This is a genomic window from Ruminococcus sp. OA3, from assembly GCF_022440845.1.
Taxonomy (GTDB): domain Bacteria; phylum Bacillota; class Clostridia; order Lachnospirales; family Lachnospiraceae; genus Ruminococcus_G.
Genome location: NZ_JAKNTO010000001.1, coordinates 301690 through 321159 on the forward strand (window position 1 = coordinate 301690; position 19470 = coordinate 321159).

Below are 19470 nucleotides of genomic sequence, written 5' to 3' on the forward strand. Positions count from 1 at the left end.
TGTCTGCTTCAAAATTTCAATTAGTAAACTTGTTCACTTTTTATTGCAAAAAAAATCAGTCAATGTGCCCACGTTCTGCAAATTGAATCAAATACCTTTACCCCTCCCCGCATTCAAATCTCACATTCAGCCGGAACATAAACTTTTTCAACATTCTTCAGCAGCAGTTCGTTACACTCCTGCTCTCCCTGTCTTCTTTCTTCCAAATCACACCCCATATACATTTCAAGCATTCCCTTAACGATAAACGTGTTGGATTTGCTGAAATAGGCGGCATCTTCATCAGATAACATGTTGTAGTTTACAGCCCTCCTCAGGATCAGGAAATCCCTTTTTATGACGTCATCCGTAAACAGCAGCGTATAAAAGTATGCCGGATACAGTTCCGATCCCGTAACAGGAAACAGTTCAAAATATTCTTCGAGTGCGTCTGAAAACATCGTATGATACTGGCCCCAGAAGAGCCGGTAATACAGATCTGGTCTTTCAAATGCATACTTGTTGAATAATTGCCATCCTTTGATATAGGATTTCATCAGATTGTTGCCGGAATCCATCAGCCGGCCGTATTCAACCATATAATCAATAAAAAATCTGATTGAGCCGAGGATGATCAGATATTCCAGACTTTCAAAATGCCGGTACAGCGCTGCCGGTGAACAGTTATTTTCCTTCGCCAGCTCCCGTACCGTGATCTCCGATGCATCCTGCACCTTTAATTTATTGTACATCGACATAATCAAACGTCGTTTTGTCTCATAACCTTTTTCATAAACAGCCATATCATCTTATTCGATAATCGCAGATACATTTTAAATTTGTGAACACATTAACTAACAAAATACTATCTTATTTTATTACACCCGTCAAGAAGATCCTCCCGATGTTATGTACTAAGTCTTACGTTCAATTTGCAAACATGTTTACTTTTCTCAGATTATAAACGCGTTTACATTATTTGTCAATAGATTTCACCCATACTTTTGAGAACAGAGGATTTCAGTATACAAATCGAACTTTCCACAATAAACTGGAGGCGTCAGGCATGACTCAAAGTATGTCCAGAGTTGCAAAATGTATTGACAACGGACCACTGGAAGGGTTCTGGGGAATCATAAAAAGAGAACGTTATTATGGCAAAAGATTTACAAGTCGTACATCACTTGTAAACATGATCGAACGTTATATGGAGTATTACAATAATAAACGATTACAAAGACATCTTGGAGTTTTAACTCCGATGGAAAAACATGAACAGTATATGTTGGCGGCATAAAAACTGCCACCAGTTTTCATCTGGTGGCAGAAATAAAGTTTTATTTTTTTAATTGTCTACTTGACGGGAAGCAGTTCACTTTCATTCATCTGAAATCAGTAAGGTTTTTCCATGTTTTATTGAAGTATTATTCTTTGAATATAGAGCCAAATGTTGCCAAATCGTTGCCAGTCACTAAGCAAATATGCTTCCAGCCCGCATAAACACTGGACTTTTCAAAGTCGTTTCATCATTCAAACTCCTAATTTTCAACTTGTTGTTTAGTATTTTCATTGATGTTTCGTGTGATTCCATTTCAATATCGAACGGTTTTATATGTAGTCTATATATTTCTGAGACTTTGTATTACTAAAATCTTACCTTACTTAATGGCTACATCAACATTTACTGTCTCTGGATTTTGTCTATTAAATTTTTTTTTATTTCTTCAGTTCATTATTTGCTTTATCTAAAGCATGTTCTAAGTCCCTTTTCAAAGGATTTGTTATTTCATCCACATCAGGAAAAATTGTAACATTTGAAAAATATATACTGTACTTGTTTTTTACCATTAAATAATTTGATATATTAGATGCCGAAATAACACCTGCTTCCCCTAAAGAAAAAATAACTGAATCATGGTCGAAAGGTGCACTTCTCATATTATGATATGCTGCATTATTCTCCATTGTTTGATCTCCCGGAAACCGCTTAGGGCATATTTTCTTGAAAGCCTCATCAGCTATTATATTTTTATATGAGTAACATTCCCGATATGTATTCTCCAATAGAATCCTTGCAAATTCCTCTTGATTCTTTTTTCTACAATTATCTCTTTTCTGTATTATCTCGTATGTTAAAACATACAAAATTATAACCACCAAAATATTCCACAAATCCAAATTAAGATTGTTAAATGGTATAGATAATATACTAGAAATATTAATGGCATCTAAAATCAATATGATAGATATGGCAACCATGCCAATTTTACTATACTTATGTAAATCTCTTCTGTGCATATAGTTTTTCCTTTGTTAAATTAAAATATAAATCAACCATTACTGGCTTGCAGGTTTTTAGCCCCCACTCAAACTTAGCGTGTCCTTTGTTGCTATTAAATATATTTATTTAAGTTTTTTGCAAGTACACACCTGTTTTTACTTCAATTACACCATTTATTCTGTCTTACTGATTTTTCGTTGCGAAAGTGTTGCTACGATTTATAAACGCTTTTGTACATGTGTTAGTAAAACACAATGTCCTTTCCATCTTCTAAATAATCTGGAATCTTCACATCTTTTGTAAGCGGATGTCCCCTAAGTAAAATTCTTATTGCCCTGACGGAACCATATATATCTACCATCAATTCTTTCTGCTTTTCATATACATCTACATTGTAACTATTATTAGTTAATTCATGTGCAGGAACCTGCCTAATCTTTCTTACCTGCTTGATAGGTTTAATTATAACTTCATCTATGTCAAAATTAGCTTGAACATTTTTAAGAAGCCACTCTTTGAACATTACTATACTGCCCTTATCCTTCCCTTCCTCATCTTTTCGTTCAATTCCTCTTATAAGTACAGAATCTTTTTGAAATGCTTTTATCGAAATATTATGTACTACCAATTTTTCTAACACTAATACAAAATCATAATAATTTTTCATTGTTGGCAATAGTATATTCCTATATCCCTCTGGCATATCTGTATAAAATGTTCCATATGTATGTGAAAATAATTTAGGAATACTCATTGCTTCACAAAGATTATTAATCACTCTCATTTCCTCTAAAAGAGCATGAAATATCCAGTATTGGGTGACCAATTCTCCCATAAGCAAATTTTTAATAAACCCCTCACTAACTTTACAATTATTTTGATTTTCTAACTCAAATCCTTTCCAAAGCATTTGAATTTTGGGGGATAATTTAGCCAAATCTATTACAAAAACTCCTATTGCCCTATTTAGTTTTTCGCCTTCTATATACGCCATACCATAATCCTTAATATATTCATTTGAAGAACTTTCTTCATAAAATTCATCTTTAATGCATATGGTACCTCTATACCCATTATCCATAACTAAAAATTTTGGATTATTAATATATCTTTCTAGTATTTCTATATCAAAAAAAATGACTTCAAACTGTTCCTTGCCTCTTTGCAAAAGGACGGTATATGGTTTCTGATAATCAATTTGGATACCCTCTAATGCCCGATCTGTTGGATAAAAACATGTATGTCCATCGGCATTCCTTGCATTTACTATTTGATGTTCCTTAGATAATCCCAAATCAAATCCTTTGATGTGAGGATTCAACACATCAACTTCGGAAATTGCTTCTACAAATCCATCTTTAATTAATTCTACCATTTCATTTACATCATAATTTTCTATTTCATAAATAGGTAAACCATTAAAGCTACTCGAATCCAAATAGTATCTAATAACTTTATCCAATAATTTGCTATCCTTCATGGCACATCCCCACATTTATTTCTACTAAGATGTTTTTATTATATCATGCCTCTAACTAAAGATACAGGCAAATTGTGTCTAACAGTTTTAGTACAAGTACCTCTATACTATCCAAGTTGTTCCGAGGCACCCCTCTTTATTCCCTTTCCAGTGCATTACCACTCTCTTCTTTCACGCAAAGCTTAAAATTTTACATTATATAAAATCATAAAGTATTATCCACTTCCCAACAAACGGGCAATTCACATTTTTCTGTCAGTCTCGGATTATCTGGATTACCCGTTCCATAAAAAATCATTCCCACCGACCATCTGTCTAAAAGTTGCTGGATATATGCATTTACCTGTTTTCTAACATTTAATCTTTTTACTTTTGCACTTTTAACTCCTTTATAATCAATATATTTTATCCTGTTTCCACATCTATGTATACCCATATACATTATTTCTTCATTCTTGTAAAATATAAGTATTGAGAGAGATGCTCGCTCGGGGTTAACATATACCGTAGCGATTGATTTTTCTCTCCAATCATCAGCTATAACTTTTCTTGCTGCTGGTTCATCTAATGTTCTTGATAACGACACTTTATCATTATTGCAGAATTCTATTTTCAATGGCTTATCTATCATAACTATCTTTATTTTTTCCCCAAATCTTGAAACTTCCTCAATTGCTTTGTCCGTCCAATAATCTAAATTACCATCTAATTGCTGATAACTCCGTTCAAATACAATTCTTCCACCCAACCACTGAAAAATTATTTTCATGCCCACAATATTATCATATGTTCCAAACGCATTTATCGTTGCCAATATTTGTGGATTGTCCTTTTTACACTCTTGCACAAATCTTTCCCACTCTTTTTTATATATAAGCAATCTTTGAGATGATAAATCCATATGATTCAGAGATGGGTATTTGTTCGGTCTATGATGTGCATCATGTTCATTTACACAAAGTACCGCTAAATTTTCCACAGTTGTATTGCTACTATCCCCATCAATATGATGCAAATTTAAACCCACACCTGTTCTCTTACATACACAACAGGAATTTGCATTCAATTCAAACAATTTTCGTGCCATTTTAGACGGCACTGCAACCCTAGTCACTACACTTCACCTCTCCAATTTTTTTACCAAAACTCTTCTTTTCAGTTTGTTTTAGTTCTATTATAATATTATCAATTATCTCATAATGGAAATAGCCTCTATATCTGCTACTAATTTCAAGGGGCATCCTCCCTATTTCCCCCTCAAATCAAACCTATTCCCATCCGTCCTCCCCACGCCAATTATATCCCCCTGCATACTGCAAGTAAACGTATATGACACTTCATCCACCATAACCTCTACCGTCATACCGTCCTCTTCCAGCACACAGAACATATCAAACTCCAACACATCCCTGTCACGATTCAAAAATCGACTAATCGCTTCTTCTGTCTGCTCTTCCAACGCCTTCCTCTCGTCCGTCACATCCTCTCCATCACGATAAGCTGATACAACCTCACCCTCCGATGTAACAATCATAGATGAATGTCCCTCTTCCCTCTCTTTTGCCGAGGCACATCCTATAAACATCAACACTATAACTAAAAATATTATCTTCTTCATCATTTGCCTTTCCGGCAAATACGCAAAAAGCAGCCCTAGTCAGACTGCTTTACTTCAATTTCATACCCCTCACATAGATTTCTACCGCTTCTTTTTCTTTATCTGTCAAGGATTCCCACATTCTTAACACTTTCTTTTGTTCTGAAGATAATTCCAATTTCCCTATATCATCAGAGAAAAATTGTGGCAGTGTAATCCCCAATCCGTCACAAATCCTGTCCAATGTATAAAAAGTAGGTGTGCTTCCCCTTTTCATCAGGTTCGATAAAGATGACTGGCTGATACCCGTCTTTTTAGATAGCGCATACATGGTCATCTGCTTTTTATCACAGATTTCCTTAATGCGATTCGCAATATACTTCTCATCTAACAAGCAACCTACACCTCACTTCCGATATATGCTACTTTTATTTTACCCGGTATGACCCGATATTATTAGATTTTAAGTCGAGAAGCATGTTGCTTTATAGTTGAGTAGTATCAAATTAAAAAAATAAGCGTATTGCCTAATACTCTTTTATTGGTTCTTCTTCATTTCCTTGCACAGATACTCAATCACTTCCTGCGGTGTGGGACGTTCCCCCTTAAAAGGTACTTTTGCCCACTCTGCTCTTATCTCCGCATCAGGGTTGTCAAATCCCGAATCAATGGCAATTTGAATTTCCTTTTCTACTTCTTTTGAACTTATCCCCTCTCCTTTTCCGATAGTATTCATCACTTTATTAAATTTTCTTTTTCTCATAGCTTTGTATTCCTCCTCTTTTTGCAATCTATTAATTGCAATTATACAGGCTTTTTATACTAGAATCAATATAAACGTAAGATATGTCGAGTGAAAGGGTGGTAGTCAATTATGCCGCAAAAACTAAAGCAAGCACAGGATATTTCTCTGGGAAATAATCTTAGAAATCTAAGAAATAAAACAAACCTAACACAAGAGCAGGTAATTGCACAATTACAGCTTCGCAACTTCTCCATATCCAGAAGTGCCTACTCTCAAATAGAAGCCGGCACATACAATATTCGCATAAGTGAGTTAATTGCATTGGCTGAAATTTTTCATACAGACTACAATACTATATTTGACGGTCTAACCTATAAAAAATGACCCTGATTACAGGATTTCTGCAGTCTAAGGTCATTTTTGTATACATCTCCGGCTATATTAAGTCAATATCATGTAAGCTGTTTAAACATACACCAATTCTTTTAATACAATTTCCTCAGCAGCATTCTTTATATTATTCATTAGTCCCACCCATTTCATTTGATCCTGCGCTTTTAGCTGTTCCGTTATCCCATGCTGCTGTTTCATTGATTTAATTAAATATTCCATTCTCTCGCTTGCTTTTTTATCCACAGCATTCAAATGTTTCACCAATTTTCCTTGTGTCAGTATGGAAACATACATCCCCTTTTTATACTCTTTCAAATATCTAAGCCTTAAAGAACCATATTTCCCATAGTTTGGTGTTTCCCCTTGCGGTGGAAGTAAATCCGGCAAATAATAATCTCCTATTAAAGTATAAGATAATCCGTTTTTCTTATCATATATATGTTTTTTCATATGCTTCTCCTTATCTCGCATCCCGATCTCTGAAACGGGAATGTGTGCGTTTTGACTTAATATCACGCTCTTTGATTTTCTGCTTGTTCCTTTCCAATTTAGCTAGTACACTGACAGGGTTTTCTCTACACTCAACACTGTTTTTCCAATCCTTAACTGCCCTTTGATACTCTCCATACGCTGTCTGAGCCGCTGCATATTTGGCTAGAAATTCTTTTACATTCTTATACCCATAATCCTGCACAATTCCTGATAACTGCTGTCTCATAGTATTAACCAAGGGAACTAATTCATTAATGTTATTCTGCAATTCCTTACGCCGTTTTCCCTTGAATAAACCTTTTGTATTTTCCAACTTCTTTTTTACCTCGGCAAGTTCTTGTTCTTTTAGATAGATTGCATGATTTTGATTGTCCAATTTGCGGTAAATAGCATTTAAGTTTGGATATTGTTCAGCTAACGCTGGCTTTACTGGCGGGGCTGGCAACGGCTGTTCCGTTTCACTGGCTTTTTTATTGTCTATAATCTGCATATTTTCTGCTTCTCCATTTTCAATAATGGGCGGCAATGTTCTCTTTATATCATCACATTCCCAATTAATCTGCTTAAATATTTGAGAAATCAAAATCTGCAGAGCAACGATTGCTAACTGGACGATTGCCATAAAAAGCTGTGGCTGTCTGCCTTGTTTTTGAATAGAACTCTTTGCCTTATCCACAATTTCCGTCTGCTTAATGCCCATAATTTTTTCTTCTGCTATCCCGCCTACTAACGCTCTGTCCACTGTCTGATTCCATCTTTCCCGCACTCCATTATCTGATTCTATCTGCTCTGCCTTTGGATTATTTTTACCAATCTTTTTCATCGCCAAATATGGACTGCTCTTATCAAACACTTGCAGTTTCTCTTTTTTATCTTTCACATAGATATTCATCAATTCTGTATAAGAGCATTTTATTTTATTCAGAAATGCCTCATTCTTAAACTTTGAATCCTTTGTAGTGAAGATTTTCCGTTCATATACAGAGCCTTTAGGAATGATCCGACAGCCTTTTCTTACCTGTCCTATTTCATCCATAATCTCTTTTTTTGTGCGTACACGCTTTCCATTCTCATCGTAGAACATATTTCTGGATGCTACTTTTTCAATCGGTTCTTCCAACAATCTACGCTCTGAAAAAATAAGATGGATATGATAATTCGTTTTTCGCTTATTGTGGTGCAATGCCCCAGCACACTCAACCTCATAATTCCGCTTAAAATGCTCCACAAATAATTTCAGCAGCATATCCGGCTCATAGTCCACAAAACTCTCTGGCAGGGCGATAATTAATTCTCTTGCTTCAATACATTTGCCGCCTGTTCCGCTTTTCTCAAATTCTTCTTGATTACACTTTGCCAGCTCACTCCAAAATTTTCGTTCTATTGTATCATATGCTGCATACAGATTCTCCTGTCTTGCATGGCTGGATATATAATTGATTCTGCCTTTCAGATTTGTTAATTTCGACATCTGGATAAATGAGTGTCTTGTAATAGGCGTTTCCTCCTCCCTTGCTTTTGTGAGTGGGTGCATAGGCACCCGTTTACGAACTTATGCCCGGTATCGGGCTTATGCTCCCGGCAGGGCGAAATACTCGAAGTACAAAACGAAGTTTTGTGCGTAGGGTGTATTTCGCTCTCAAACGCCGAGGGCTTAGAGAAAGTAATTTCTAGTTGCGGAGATACCACAACCCATTTTTTTCGGCGTGTCCGCCTGCTTTTATATGCCCGTTACCGGGCAAAATTCAATCACCATACATGTCATGCTGTACCCTCGCCATATAATAGCTGCCCATAGTCGATACAGCGTTATATAGGCTCGTTATCAGCATCGCCTTAATATTCCTTACCTCGGTTGTATTATGAGCCAGACAGTCCAATACATAGCGTATATGCCCCATATTCAGTTTCCGAAACTGTGCTTGAACCAGATAAGTCTCCCGTTCCTCTTTGTTTACCCGTATGGTTTCCTTTGATGTTGTCAAAACCTCTACTGCCAGTGCGACAATTTCATCTAACTGCTCTGCCTGATATGGCATATCCAATCGTATCGCATCGTAATCAATCTGCTTTTTAAATTGTTCCAGTTCTTCTTGATACGATAGGATGGAATACTCTTTGTTGTTAATCTCTGGATAAATCTTTGTATTTGTGTCACACTCCCCGGCATGACCTGTCTCCATTTTCCCTATGGTTCTATCTTTATTTTTGGCATTAGGTGTCTCCAAAATTGGTGATATGGACTTACTTTCATCTTGCAGCAGATTTGTTAATTCCTGCACTCTCCCCGGTATCAGTTCCAAATACATTACATTATTCACATTTCGCCCGTTGATTTTTAGATCACGAAATTCTCTGCGTATCACTCCCAATTCTTCTAATGCAACGATTGCTCTTGCTGCCTGTCTCTTTGAGATTCCAAACTGGTCAGATATTTGCTGATAGCTTCTTTGCAGTAAATCTCCATGAAACTTCTTCTGCAACCTTGTTGTCTGCCCGGTAATTTCATCTCTCACCTCTGTGGGGCGATACCAATAGACAATATCTGCTAATATCATAATTGCTTCTACATATGGTTTCCCAGTTGGCTTGACAATTGCCCTATACCAATTTTGTGGAATCACATTTCCTGTAATTACAATGCCTGCCATCTGGTCTACGATAGTATTTTGAGATGAACAAATTGCCAAGTCACCGCCCCCTTTCTGCATTGAACTTTTGATTGTATCTGCCTGTTCTTCGTGCTACAATACTCTTGTCCAGAGATGCATTGTGCATTTCTAAGGCTCTTGTATTTACGGATGCAAGGGCTTTTTTAATGCTCATCATTCTTTTCCCCTGTGCTATTTTTACGAAAACCCTCTAATATTTCTAGCATACTCCTGATTGGTGTCAAAAGTTCAGAATCCATATCATCAATGCATGTCAGCCGTTCCAGCTCCCTTTCAATATGCTGCAGTTCTTTTCGGAACGTCACAAGCATGAGCGGATTCCCCTTTGCAATCACTTGTTGGTGAAGGACACATTGAATGATATATTCCCGCTTAGTCTCTGCGCCGGATAGCTTCACTCTCATATTTAATTCTTCATTTTCTTCGGGCGATACCCGGAAAGCAACGGTAAGATTTCTCCACCTATTTTTATCGTCTTTCTTCTTTTGGGACATCTAATATTTCCTCTCTTTCTGCTCCTAATTTTTTTGCCATCTCTGTCTGTACTGTTGGGAAAAGGTGTGCATAGCGGTATGTGACTTTTATGCTCTCATGCCCTAACCGCTCTCCGATTGCCAATGCTGAATATCCCATGTTAATCAGCAGAGAAACGTGGGAGTGCCGCAAGTCGTGGATACGAATTTCCGGCACACCTGCCGCTTTTGCTCCCCTGTCCATCTCATGGTGGAGAAAGCTCTTGCTAATCTGGAATATTCTGTCTGTGGGGCGATACCCATACAAACTGTCTATATACATCTCCATTTCCTCTGATAGAAAATCTGGCATGATAATTGTTCGGTTACTCTTTTGCGTTTTGGGTGTTCCTATGTGGTCTTTTCCCTCTAACTTCTGGAATGTCTTGTTAATACGTACTGTCTGTTTTGCAAAATCGAGATCCTCTCTTGTTAGAGCCAGCAGTTCCCCCTCTCTTATTCCGCACCAGTAAAGCATTTCAAAGGCATAATATGACCTCGGTTTATTTGCTACTGCTTCAATAAAACGCTGAAACTCTTCCTTTGTCCAGAATTTCATTTCTTTGTCGAACTGTTTTCCCATTGTCCCCGCCTGTCTGGCTGGATTAGCGGAAAGCCCGTAAAGGTTCACTGCATGATTAAAAATTGCGCTTAACTGTGCATGAATGGTGCGAAGATAATCCTGTGAGTGACCTTTTCCCTTTCCATTTTTGAAAGAAATCCTTTCATTCTGCCATTCTATAACGTCTGCCGCCGTAATCTCTTTCAGCTTTCTATCCTTGAAATAGGGGAGAATCTTTTTCTCGACAATATGCTGTTTTGTCAGGAAAGTACTTTTCTTCACTCTTTTTTCTTCATTTGCCATATACATTTCTACGAACACGCCAAAACTCATATCCAGATTGCGGTCTTTTTTTAAATCAAACTGCCGCTCCCATTCCTGTGCATCTCTCTTCTTCTCAAAACCGCTTTTGTGCTTCTGTTTTCGTTTCCCGGTGTAGTCGTAGTAATAGCTATATGCATCCCACTTACCCGTCACTTTATTTTTGTGAACCGACATTTCCACACCCCCTACTCATTTAATCCGTACATCCTTTCCTTGAAATATTTCCTACTGACTCTGCCGGGAATAATTTGATAGCCTTTTTCGGCAAGTTCTTTGTTGAATTGCTGGATTAACTTATAGGCATAAGGTTTTGACACATCCAGCATATCCACCACTTCGCTTGCATTAATAAATAAGTTTTTGTCCATACATTATCCACCTTTCATTTTATTCGCTAACATTTCATTATTGAAATGTATATCTGTATTATAAGATTTCGTTTCTGAAATGTCAATAGTTTTTATTTCAATTCTGAAATGTCTGTGGTATACTGGTTATAATTAGGAAATATACATATCTTGAAAGGATGATAGCGATGACTGTTGGTGAGAAAATCAGAAAATTCAGAACGGAACAGAATCTACTACAAAAGGATTTAGCGCAAAAATGCCGCATGAGTGAATCCGCCATAAGAAACTACGAATTAGGCAACCGCACCCCCAGCCCCAAACATCTTGAAGTCATTGCTTCAGCTCTTGGTGTCAGTGTTTTCGCTATTTCTGAACCAAACTTAAATAGTGAACTCGGTGTCATGCACGCTTTATTTGAACTAGAAGAAAACTATAATCTGAAAGTGATAGAAGAAAATGGGATTTATTACTTACAGGCTGCTCCCAAAAAGAGAGGGCAAGCCAGCATATCAGACCTTATCATTGAGTGGGGAGAAGCGAATAAAAAGTATAAAGCTGGAGAAATGACCAAAGAAGAATATGCCCACTGGAAAAATACTTTTCCAGAAAGCATCGCAATAAACAGACGGAAATAATTTAGGGAGATAATTATGGAACAAATAGTGAAATGTAAATCTTTAATTGCTATTTTCCAAGATAACAAATTATTATTAGACGGACCGCATGCAGTTGGCTTTGAAACAGGCGATAATAAGCCATTTCATATTAATGTAGAACAATGTGGAATCAGGAAAATTACAATAACATCGGATGAAGACGTTTCTATTTTTGACTTGCACACAGTATTTTCACGTATTGAAAGGCTGCTAATGCTGTTCGATGGTACTTTTATTCCTTTGACAGAACTACAATTATCTGAATCTAGCACATCAGAAGATAATGAATTGCATTCATGTAAAGAGCATTTTATGAAAGGGAGACTATCTTACTTTTCATCTGCTGACTTTTGTAGCTATAAAGTGAACAAATTACTTGCTTTTGATTCTGTTCTTACGACAGAATTATTCTGTAAATGGGAGCAATTACTTGAAGAATTAGATATGGTGCATCAAATATATCTCTATTCATTAAGTGATAGTGGAATAACTGTTGATGTTAAGTGTGCATTTTTGATTGAACTAGCTGAACCTCTTATAGAAATCGTAAAAAAACATACTAATTTTTTCTCCTCATTAACTCCAGGCCCTCGTGGTGCATCTCTTAAAAATTGTTTAGATGCGTTGATTACGAAATATGGTGTGGATATTTTCAGAAAAGAATTATCAAATAATTATGAACAATTTTTGTCAGCGATGGTTAATAGCAGGGTTAGAATAATGCACATTAAACGAGAACAAAAGGGTCTATATTTTAATAGAAATGAATCTGTTTTATATACGTTAAAAATGAGTTTGTTATACCGACGAATAATTTTTGAAGTTTTAAATATCAATGAATTGGATTATATAGATAACCTGATAAAATGTGTTACAGAATTGGATGAATGGGCAGATGTTTCAGATAAATTCATCTCAAAAATTTCCAAATAGATAATTAAGGTCAAATAATTAACTTTGAGATTTAAATTTTGTAATATCCTCATTGGCGAACACACTAAATAAGCACGTTACAGAAAGTCTTACTAAAATCTTACTTTTCGGGCAGAAGAAAACCCCGCAAGCCTTGTAATTACTGGCTTGCGGGGTTTTAACCCTCTATTCAAACTCTATCGTCCCAGGCGGCTTACTCGTCAAATCATAAAATACCCGATTCACACCCTTCACCTCATTGATAATCCTACTCGTCACTTTAAACAGTACCTCATAAGGGAGCTCCGCAGCCTCAGCCGTCATAAAGTCACTCGTCATAACGGCACGCAGAGCTACTGCGTGATCGTACGTCCGCTCATCGCCCATGACGCCGACAGAGCGCATATTGGTCAGTCCTGCAAAATACTGGCCCAGATCCTTATCGATGCCTGCCTTTGCCACTTCCTCGCGGTAGATGGCATCGGCGTCCTGCACGATTCTGACCTTCTCCGCCGTGACTTCGCCCACGATGCGTACGCCGAGTCCCGGTCCCGGGAAAGGCTGGCGGAATACCAGGTATTCCGGAATGCCAAGCTCTAAACCTGCCTTGCGCACCTCATCTTTAAAGAGCAGGCGCAGCGGCTCGATGATCTCCTTAAAATCCACGTAATCCGGAAGACCGCCGACGTTGTGATGACTCTTGATGACCGCCGATTTTCCGAGGCCGGACTCGATCACATCCGGATAAATCGTGCCCTGCACCAGAAAATCCACGGAGCCGATCTTTTTTGCCTCTTCCTCAAACACGCGGATAAACTCTTCGCCGATGATTTTCCGCTTCTTCTCCGGTTCGGTTACACCGGCGAGTTTTTCATAGAAGCGATCCTGTACATTGACGCGGATGAAATTCAGATCATAGTCGCCTTCCGGCCCGAAGACGGCCTCCACCTCGTCGCCCTCATTTTTGCGGAGCAGACCGTGGTCCACGAAGACACAGGTGAGCTGCCTGCCGATGGCTTTTGACAGCATGACAGCCGCCACCGAAGAGTCGACGCCGCCGGACAGCGCACACAGTACCTTTCCGGTACCCACTTTTTCACGGATGCTTCTGATGGAATCCTCCACAAAAGAATCCATTTTCCAGGTACCCTCGCAGCCGCAGACATCATACACAAAACCTGAAAGCATCTTTATGCCTTCCTGCGTGTGCATGACTTCCGGGTGAAACTGCGTCGCGTATAATCTGCGCTCCGGGTTTTCCATCGCCGCCACCGGACAGACGGGCGTATGGGCCGTCACCCGAAATCCCTCGGGAGCCGCGGAAATATAATCGGTGTGGCTCATCCAGCAGATTGTCCGCGGGGATACATCTTTAAAAAGCACAGAATTTTTATCTACATCGACTTCCGTTTTGCCGTATTCACTGACTGGCGCAGTCTCGACTCTGCCGTCCAGCAGATATGACATCAGCTGTGAACCATAGCAGATTCCAAGGATCGGAATCCCCAGATCAAAGATTTCTCTGCTGTATCTGGGCGAATCCTCAGCATAGACGCTGTTGGGCCCCCCCGTGAAAATGATCCCTTTCGGATTCATCTCTTTTATCTTATCAATACTCATGGTATACGGATGAACTTCCGCATACACGTGACACTCTCTGACTCTCCTTGCGATAAGCTGATTGTACTGACCGCCGAAGTCCAGGACGATGATCATCTCTTTTTCCACGTGTGTTCCTCCTGAATTTTTTTCATTGGAATGCTCCGGGCACCCCGAACTCACTGAATGTTTCAAGTTTGGCAGGCAGATCTGTCCGCCGTTTTATCTGACAAAACAGACTTCATCGCCCTGCCGGGTATGGTGTCCGCTTCGTTTCCTGTTCATAATCTTTTGCCTTTGGTTGAACATATTACATTATAGAGGAAAGCCGATATCCTGACAAGGAGAATTTACGCTTTTTATTGACACGAAAATTGCATGCTTTTACATATAGAAGCAACAGATTGACAGGCGGTACGCAAAACGGGGATGTTGCTGTTGAACGATAATGTAAGAGTTGTGGACAGGGTGTTCGATATCGTTGAGGAGCTGGCGTGTTCGAGTACGCCGATGAGTCTCTCCGCCATCTGCAGGGCTACAGGGATGAGCAAGAGTACGGTGCACCGGATACTCTCCTCCCTGTGTGCGCGGCAATATGTGGAGAAGCACCCGGACAATACGTACTCGATCGGCTATAAAATGATAGAAACTGTCAGCTATCACATCAACAGTCTGGAGCTTCTGACCAAGGCGAAGCCATTTTTAAATGACATGTTGCGGGACCTGGGGCTGACCTCACACCTTGGAATTTTGGACAGCTGCGATGTCGTATATCTGGAGCGTATGGATATCTACCCCAGCACACGCCTCTACACCCAGGTTGGATACCGGTCGCCGGCATTCTGTTCTTCCATGGGAAAATGCCTGCTCGCCTGTCTGGCCGGAGATGAACTGGATGATGCCCTCTAGCTGTGTGATTTTAAACAGTATACCCGGAATACGATCACGGATGTCCGTGAATTCAAACGGTATCTGAAGATCGTGCGCAAGCAGGGCTGGGCCATGGATAACGAGGAGTATCAGATGGGCACCGTTGTGTCGGAGCTCCGATCTTTGATTACCGAGGAGCGCCCGTCGCCGCGATCAGTGCGAGCGGTTTCATCAAAAGCCTGTCCGATGACAAGCTGAAATGGTGATCTCTCAGGTCAAACAGGCAGCCGCCAATATCTCCCGCCGGATGGGGTATGTCCAGTAACCTGTGTATCATGATAAGACAAAAGTGCTTTCCACGCAGGCATTTCTCTGCGTGAAAGCACTTTTCTCATAAAAACGTATGATATAAAAGACTTTAGATAATGTTTTTAGCGCGATGGCCCTGGTACTCGTCACCTCGTCGAACGTCGACATCACGCCTTCCGTGCCGATACCAGAATATTTGTAGCCTCCGAACGGCATCTGCAAATACGCCCCTGTCGGTAAATAATTTCCAGTTTCCGGAGATCGTGTTGTCCGCCGCACTCCCACCGAAGAACAGAACTCTGCCGATCACTCTCGTAATTCCTTTCAGATAAAACTCCTCCTCTCCGGTAGGTGCCATCATGTAAACATAATCCGGAGCCACCGTCTTTCCCGCGCGCTCCATCGCGAGAATCGCCGCCCTCTCGCCCGCCGCCTCCGGACCGTCTTTTTTTTCGACCGCCGCCACTCCGACGCACAGGTCCTCATCCGTCATCACCGCCGATAAATCCCTCCGGGGTGATAACGCCGGTAAACGAAGTGTTTCCGATAACCGGAAGTTCATCCGCGATGCCTGCCAGCATGTCGTCCAGGTCATAATCACAGCTCGCATAGACGAATGCCATTTTCATTTGTTCCAACCCGCTCTTTACTTTTTTCGCCGCCTCGGCGCCTGCCGTTTTTACACATGCATTTGTACTTGAACCCGTTGTCGCTTTCATCGTAACTGCTTCCTCCTGTTTTGAAAAATCACCAATACAATTGTCGGATTCCGCCACTCGAAACGGGCGTTCCGCACAGCGGAACACCCGTAATTTTTTTCCATTTATATACTTTTAACAGAATCAGACCCCTGCCGTCCTCACAAACAATGCTGCGACAGCCACATCATACTCCGGCAGCCCGTCAGAGCTCCACAACAGCCGGATATTCATCAGCTCTCCGAGCATTTTCCCAAAATCAAATCCAAAGGCGGTGACAGAGTACCGTCTGTCCTGCGGATGGCGGCAGGTACCTCCCGTTTCCCTTGCACACTTCCCGCAGAGGATACAGCGCCCCGCCCCCATACATTTGCTACCGGGCAGCTTTTTCTCCAGTTCCAGCAGGGTAAGCAGTAATTCTTTTTTCACTTTCTCATAAGTCTCCTGACGGATCCATTCAGTCTGCGCTGCGGTCACTGCCGCATCTCTCAGCTCCTGCGGATAAGTGACTTTCACCGCAATCAGAAATGCTTCATCATAATGCTCCAGGTAACAGGCTGCATCCGGTATCCCGGGCGGGCATGACCATACCTTTCCATAGTGCGGGCAGGCGCAGCAGGACTGCTGCACCTGTCCGGGATTGCTGTAGCATGACAGGAGAAGTTTTCTGGAAATTCGCTTTACCGTTGTCTCCGCAGTGTATCTCATCACTTCTCACCTGTCCTTTCACTGACTCAGCGTTTATGTAATGCCGAAGATGTACTACTGCCAGTCTGCCGGATATACAAAATATGCATATCTCGCCTTTGACGGCGTCTGAAAATGAATGTGGCTGTTCTTCGGGATATAGATGATCTCTCCTGGTCCCGCGGACACCACCCTGCCGTCGATCTCAATCTCCAGAATGCCGTCGATGACCATATCATACTCGTCATACGTCAGCGTCCATTCAAAACTGGTGTGGTCAAGCTCCATGATGCCGCAGCCCATTCTGGGCGCCTCCTCAAGCGTCACAACATCTTTCAGTGCCACACCTTCCTGTTTGAACGGTTCGCATCTGACGGTGTCCGTCTGAATTTTGATAATGCCGCTCGGATCTTTTTCTTTCACGAAATCTTCCTGAGTGGCTGGCTTTGAGGACTCCTGCAGTACTTTCATGACGATCTCCCGGATTAACTCTTCACTGACATTCATAGGCCGTTTTTCCTTTCTTTAATCTTCATTTTTCACTTTATCAACAGAATCCTGTACCTTGGACAACAGTTTTGGAGCCAGGATATTTGCCAGGATGAGTGCTGTGATACCGGCTACCAGTTTGCCGACAATAACCGGGAAGATCATATCAGAATTCACGCCGGCCGTAAAGCCCAGATGATCACCGAATACGAATGCTGCACTTACCGCAAACGCAACGTTTAACAGTTTGCCTTTTGCGTTCATCTGATCCATAATGTTGAACATCGCGATATTATTTGCAAGTGTTGCAACGAGACCGGCGGAACCATTTTCATCCATGCCAAACTTCCTGCCGATCGCATTCAGCGCCTTGCCGAATGTACGTGTGATCCAGAGTACCATCGGGAATGCACCGATCAATACGATGGCGATCTGTCCACAGACCAGAAGACCGGATTCCAGAGGAATCACTCCGTCTGCATCAGCCTCCACCATGATATTCATGAGCGGGAATTTGATTCCTGTCTGATACTCAAAGACCGCAACTGCGGTGAAGAATGTTATGACGATCGTAACACCTGTACCGAATTTGTTAAATCCTCTGATCATCTTATCCGGAATGAACCACAGACCAAGTACGATCAGGGCGGCGATAATGATAACCGGAATCAGGTTGACTAAAATCCCCAGAAAATCCATTTTGTACTGCGTCAGATTCATGACCAGCCCACCGGCGATACAGCCGATCGGTATGGTGATCATACCTGCCAGAATACCTGCCCCCAGAAATGGACGGTCTTTCTTTTTGATGATGGACAGCGCAACAGGGATAGTAAATACGAGCGTCGGGCCCATCATGGTTCCCAGGATCAGACCGGAGAAATTGCCGACTGCTTCTGTCTCTGCCAGCTGCATTGCCAACGGGTATCCTCCCATATCACACGCCAGCAGGGTCGTCGCAAACATTGAAGGGTCTGCGCCCAGCAGCGTATAGATCGGAACAACGATCGGCTTCAGGATAATTGCAAGTACCGGAGCTGCCGCAACGACGCCCGCCATGGCGATCGCCAGCGGTCCCATCGCATTGAAGCCCTCGTCAAACTGCTCGCCGTATCCTTTTTTATTTCCACGTATTTTATCAATGGCTCCTACGATCATGAAGATCATCATGATAAAGATAATAACAGAATTGATCGATATGCCGCTTATCCATTCCTTAATACTTTCTGTAAAAACTTCCACGTTCGTAATATTCTCAATTAACTCATTAAACATACACACGCCTCCTCTCTCAGATCACGGTCCAAGTTTTTTTGATTCGGTTACAAAAGTGCCTGAAACACCTGAGGTGAAGGACGCGGAATGACCGTACTTTCCACATACAGTTCGTCCTGCCCTTTGGCAGCTTCCACCGCTGCCCGTACAGCTCCTACATCTCCCGTAAGAGTGACAAACCCTTTCCCCCCGATTGCATATCCGATACGCACTTCTATCAATGTAATTTGTGCTGCCTTTGCGGCTCTGTCCGCCGCAAGGATGGCTGACGCTACAGAATAAAATTCGACCACCCCTACCGCCTGGGGCTGTTTTATCTCCACTGTCCCTGCAAGCGCAGGAAACAGCTGCTCATGCACATTGGAGATCAGCAGGGAATCCACCACGAATCCCTCTCCTCTTGCCAGTCCGGACTCCATGGATGCTTTCACATCCCCTGTGTCCCCGCTGACGATCACAATATATTTTCCAGGACAGACAGTAGAAGAACGGATCAGGTCCACCCGGGCGGCTTTTACCATATAATCGCTTGTCTCAATACCCCGTGCGATGCTGGACAGCTCCACCATGCCGATTGCTTTTCCCATT

Annotated in this window: 24 protein-coding genes and 1 pseudogene; 5 read left to right on the plus strand and 20 right to left on the minus strand. The window is 41.1% G+C overall.

Features of this window, described 5'->3' with window-relative positions:
• Positions 1-113 precede the first annotated feature (113 nt).
• Entirely contained in the window at positions 114-782 is a 669-nt protein-coding gene (locus MCG98_RS01470; RefSeq protein WP_240300103.1) for a TetR/AcrR family transcriptional regulator, read from the minus strand.
• A gap of 194 nt (positions 783-976) precedes the next feature.
• On the opposite strand from MCG98_RS01470, the pseudogene MCG98_RS01475 reads away from it, so the two are divergent.
• Positions 977-1276: pseudogene (locus tag MCG98_RS01475) on the plus strand (IS3 family transposase); the annotation flags it as partial.
• A gap of 419 nt (positions 1277-1695) precedes the next feature.
• On the opposite strand, the gene MCG98_RS01480 reads toward MCG98_RS01475, so the two are convergent.
• From MCG98_RS01480 to MCG98_RS01505, 6 genes are all read right to left on the minus strand, one after another.
• On the minus strand, positions 1696-2277 hold the full coding sequence (locus MCG98_RS01480; protein WP_240300105.1) for a hypothetical protein: 582 nt from the start codon (positions 2275-2277) through the stop codon (positions 1696-1698).
• A 224-nt stretch (positions 2278-2501) separates the two neighbouring features.
• Positions 2502-3740, minus strand: coding sequence for an AAA family ATPase (locus MCG98_RS01485; RefSeq protein ID WP_240300106.1), 1239 nt, complete (start codon positions 3738-3740; stop codon positions 2502-2504).
• 205 nt (positions 3741-3945) lie between these two features.
• Positions 3946-4827, minus strand: a complete 882-nt coding sequence (locus MCG98_RS01490; protein ID WP_240300107.1) for an HNH endonuclease signature motif containing protein — start codon at positions 4825-4827, stop codon at positions 3946-3948.
• Positions 4828-4986: 159 nt separating this feature from the next.
• Positions 4987-5274, minus strand: coding sequence for a hypothetical protein (locus MCG98_RS01495; RefSeq protein WP_240300108.1), 288 nt, complete (start codon positions 5272-5274; stop codon positions 4987-4989).
• Between the two features lie 133 nt (positions 5275-5407).
• On the minus strand, positions 5408-5731 hold the full coding sequence (locus MCG98_RS01500; RefSeq protein WP_240300109.1) for a helix-turn-helix transcriptional regulator: 324 nt from the start codon (positions 5729-5731) through the stop codon (positions 5408-5410).
• A gap of 144 nt (positions 5732-5875) precedes the next feature.
• Positions 5876-6100: a sporulation initiation factor Spo0A C-terminal domain-containing protein gene (locus MCG98_RS01505; protein WP_240300110.1), complete on the minus strand. Its 225-nt coding sequence runs from the start codon at positions 6098-6100 to the stop codon at positions 5876-5878.
• 111 nt (positions 6101-6211) lie between these two features.
• Here MCG98_RS01505 and MCG98_RS01510 point away from each other — a divergent pair, with 111 nt between their 5' ends.
• Entirely contained in the window at positions 6212-6466 is a 255-nt protein-coding gene (locus tag MCG98_RS01510; protein WP_240300111.1) for a helix-turn-helix transcriptional regulator, read from the plus strand.
• Positions 6467-6547: 81 nt separating this feature from the next.
• Here MCG98_RS01510 and MCG98_RS01515 read toward each other — a convergent pair whose 3' ends face one another.
• From MCG98_RS01515 to MCG98_RS01540, 6 genes are all read right to left on the minus strand, one after another.
• Positions 6548-6925, minus strand: coding sequence for a TnpV protein (locus MCG98_RS01515; RefSeq protein ID WP_240300112.1), 378 nt, complete (start codon positions 6923-6925; stop codon positions 6548-6550).
• A gap of 10 nt (positions 6926-6935) precedes the next feature.
• The gene (locus MCG98_RS01520; RefSeq protein WP_345891702.1) at positions 6936-8462 is read right to left on the minus strand and encodes a MobA/MobL family protein; all 1527 of its coding nucleotides are present in this window, start codon (positions 8460-8462) and stop codon (positions 6936-6938) included.
• A 250-nt stretch (positions 8463-8712) separates the two neighbouring features.
• On the minus strand, positions 8713-9657 hold the full coding sequence (locus MCG98_RS01525) for a DUF6017 domain-containing protein (protein WP_240300114.1): 945 nt from the start codon (positions 9655-9657) through the stop codon (positions 8713-8715).
• A gap of 125 nt (positions 9658-9782) precedes the next feature.
• Entirely contained in the window at positions 9783-10133 is a 351-nt protein-coding gene (locus MCG98_RS01530) for a hypothetical protein (protein ID WP_240300115.1), read from the minus strand.
• The gene (locus MCG98_RS01535) at positions 10108-11211 is read right to left on the minus strand and encodes a site-specific integrase (RefSeq protein ID WP_240300116.1); all 1104 of its coding nucleotides are present in this window, start codon (positions 11209-11211) and stop codon (positions 10108-10110) included. Before MCG98_RS01535 ends, MCG98_RS01530 begins: the two co-directional genes overlap by 26 nt.
• An 11-nt stretch (positions 11212-11222) precedes the next feature.
• Positions 11223-11405 carry a hypothetical protein gene (locus MCG98_RS01540; protein WP_028527563.1) on the minus strand — a complete coding sequence of 61 codons (183 nt, stop codon included), beginning with the start codon at positions 11403-11405 and terminating at the stop codon, positions 11223-11225.
• A 167-nt stretch (positions 11406-11572) separates the two neighbouring features.
• Here MCG98_RS01540 and MCG98_RS01545 point away from each other — a divergent pair, with 167 nt between their 5' ends.
• A complete protein-coding gene (locus MCG98_RS01545) occupies positions 11573-12022 on the plus strand; it encodes a helix-turn-helix transcriptional regulator (protein ID WP_240300117.1) in 450 nt (149 codons plus the stop codon).
• Positions 12023-12037: 15 nt separating this feature from the next.
• The gene (locus MCG98_RS01550) at positions 12038-12976 is read left to right on the plus strand and encodes a hypothetical protein (protein ID WP_240300118.1); all 939 of its coding nucleotides are present in this window, start codon (positions 12038-12040) and stop codon (positions 12974-12976) included.
• Positions 12977-13141: 165 nt separating this feature from the next.
• Here the strand turns inward: MCG98_RS01550 and guaA are convergent, their stop codons facing one another.
• Positions 13142-14683 (minus strand): glutamine-hydrolyzing GMP synthase, encoded by a 1542-nt coding sequence (gene guaA, locus MCG98_RS01555; protein WP_345891609.1) that lies wholly within the window; start codon positions 14681-14683, stop codon positions 13142-13144.
• 309 nt (positions 14684-14992) lie between these two features.
• Here guaA and MCG98_RS01560 point away from each other — a divergent pair, with 309 nt between their 5' ends.
• Positions 14993-15463 carry a helix-turn-helix domain-containing protein gene (locus MCG98_RS01560; protein WP_345891610.1) on the plus strand — a complete coding sequence of 157 codons (471 nt, stop codon included), beginning with the start codon at positions 14993-14995 and terminating at the stop codon, positions 15461-15463.
• A gap of 379 nt (positions 15464-15842) precedes the next feature.
• On the opposite strand, the gene MCG98_RS01565 is transcribed toward MCG98_RS01560, so the two are convergent.
• The 6 genes from MCG98_RS01565 to MCG98_RS01590 all read right to left on the minus strand — a co-directional run bounded on the left by MCG98_RS01565 (position 15843) and on the right by MCG98_RS01590 (position 19469).
• Positions 15843-16226, minus strand: a complete 384-nt coding sequence (locus tag MCG98_RS01565) for an FIST N-terminal domain-containing protein (RefSeq protein ID WP_240303361.1) — start codon at positions 16224-16226, stop codon at positions 15843-15845.
• Positions 16216-16452: a hypothetical protein gene (locus MCG98_RS01570; protein WP_240300119.1), complete on the minus strand. Its 237-nt coding sequence runs from the start codon at positions 16450-16452 to the stop codon at positions 16216-16218. Before MCG98_RS01570 ends, MCG98_RS01565 begins: the two co-directional genes overlap by 11 nt.
• A gap of 123 nt (positions 16453-16575) precedes the next feature.
• Positions 16576-17139 (minus strand): DUF2284 domain-containing protein, encoded by a 564-nt coding sequence (locus MCG98_RS01575; protein WP_240300120.1) that lies wholly within the window; start codon positions 17137-17139, stop codon positions 16576-16578.
• A gap of 54 nt (positions 17140-17193) precedes the next feature.
• On the minus strand, positions 17194-17625 hold the full coding sequence (locus MCG98_RS01580) for an ethanolamine utilization protein EutQ (protein ID WP_240300121.1): 432 nt from the start codon (positions 17623-17625) through the stop codon (positions 17194-17196).
• An 18-nt stretch (positions 17626-17643) separates the two neighbouring features.
• On the minus strand, positions 17644-18807 hold the full coding sequence (locus MCG98_RS01585) for an ethanolamine utilization protein EutH (protein WP_345891703.1): 1164 nt from the start codon (positions 18805-18807) through the stop codon (positions 17644-17646).
• A gap of 122 nt (positions 18808-18929) precedes the next feature.
• A complete protein-coding gene (locus MCG98_RS01590) occupies positions 18930-19469 on the minus strand; it encodes a BMC domain-containing protein (RefSeq protein WP_240300123.1) in 540 nt (179 codons plus the stop codon).
• Between the last annotated feature and the right edge of the window lies 1 nt (position 19470).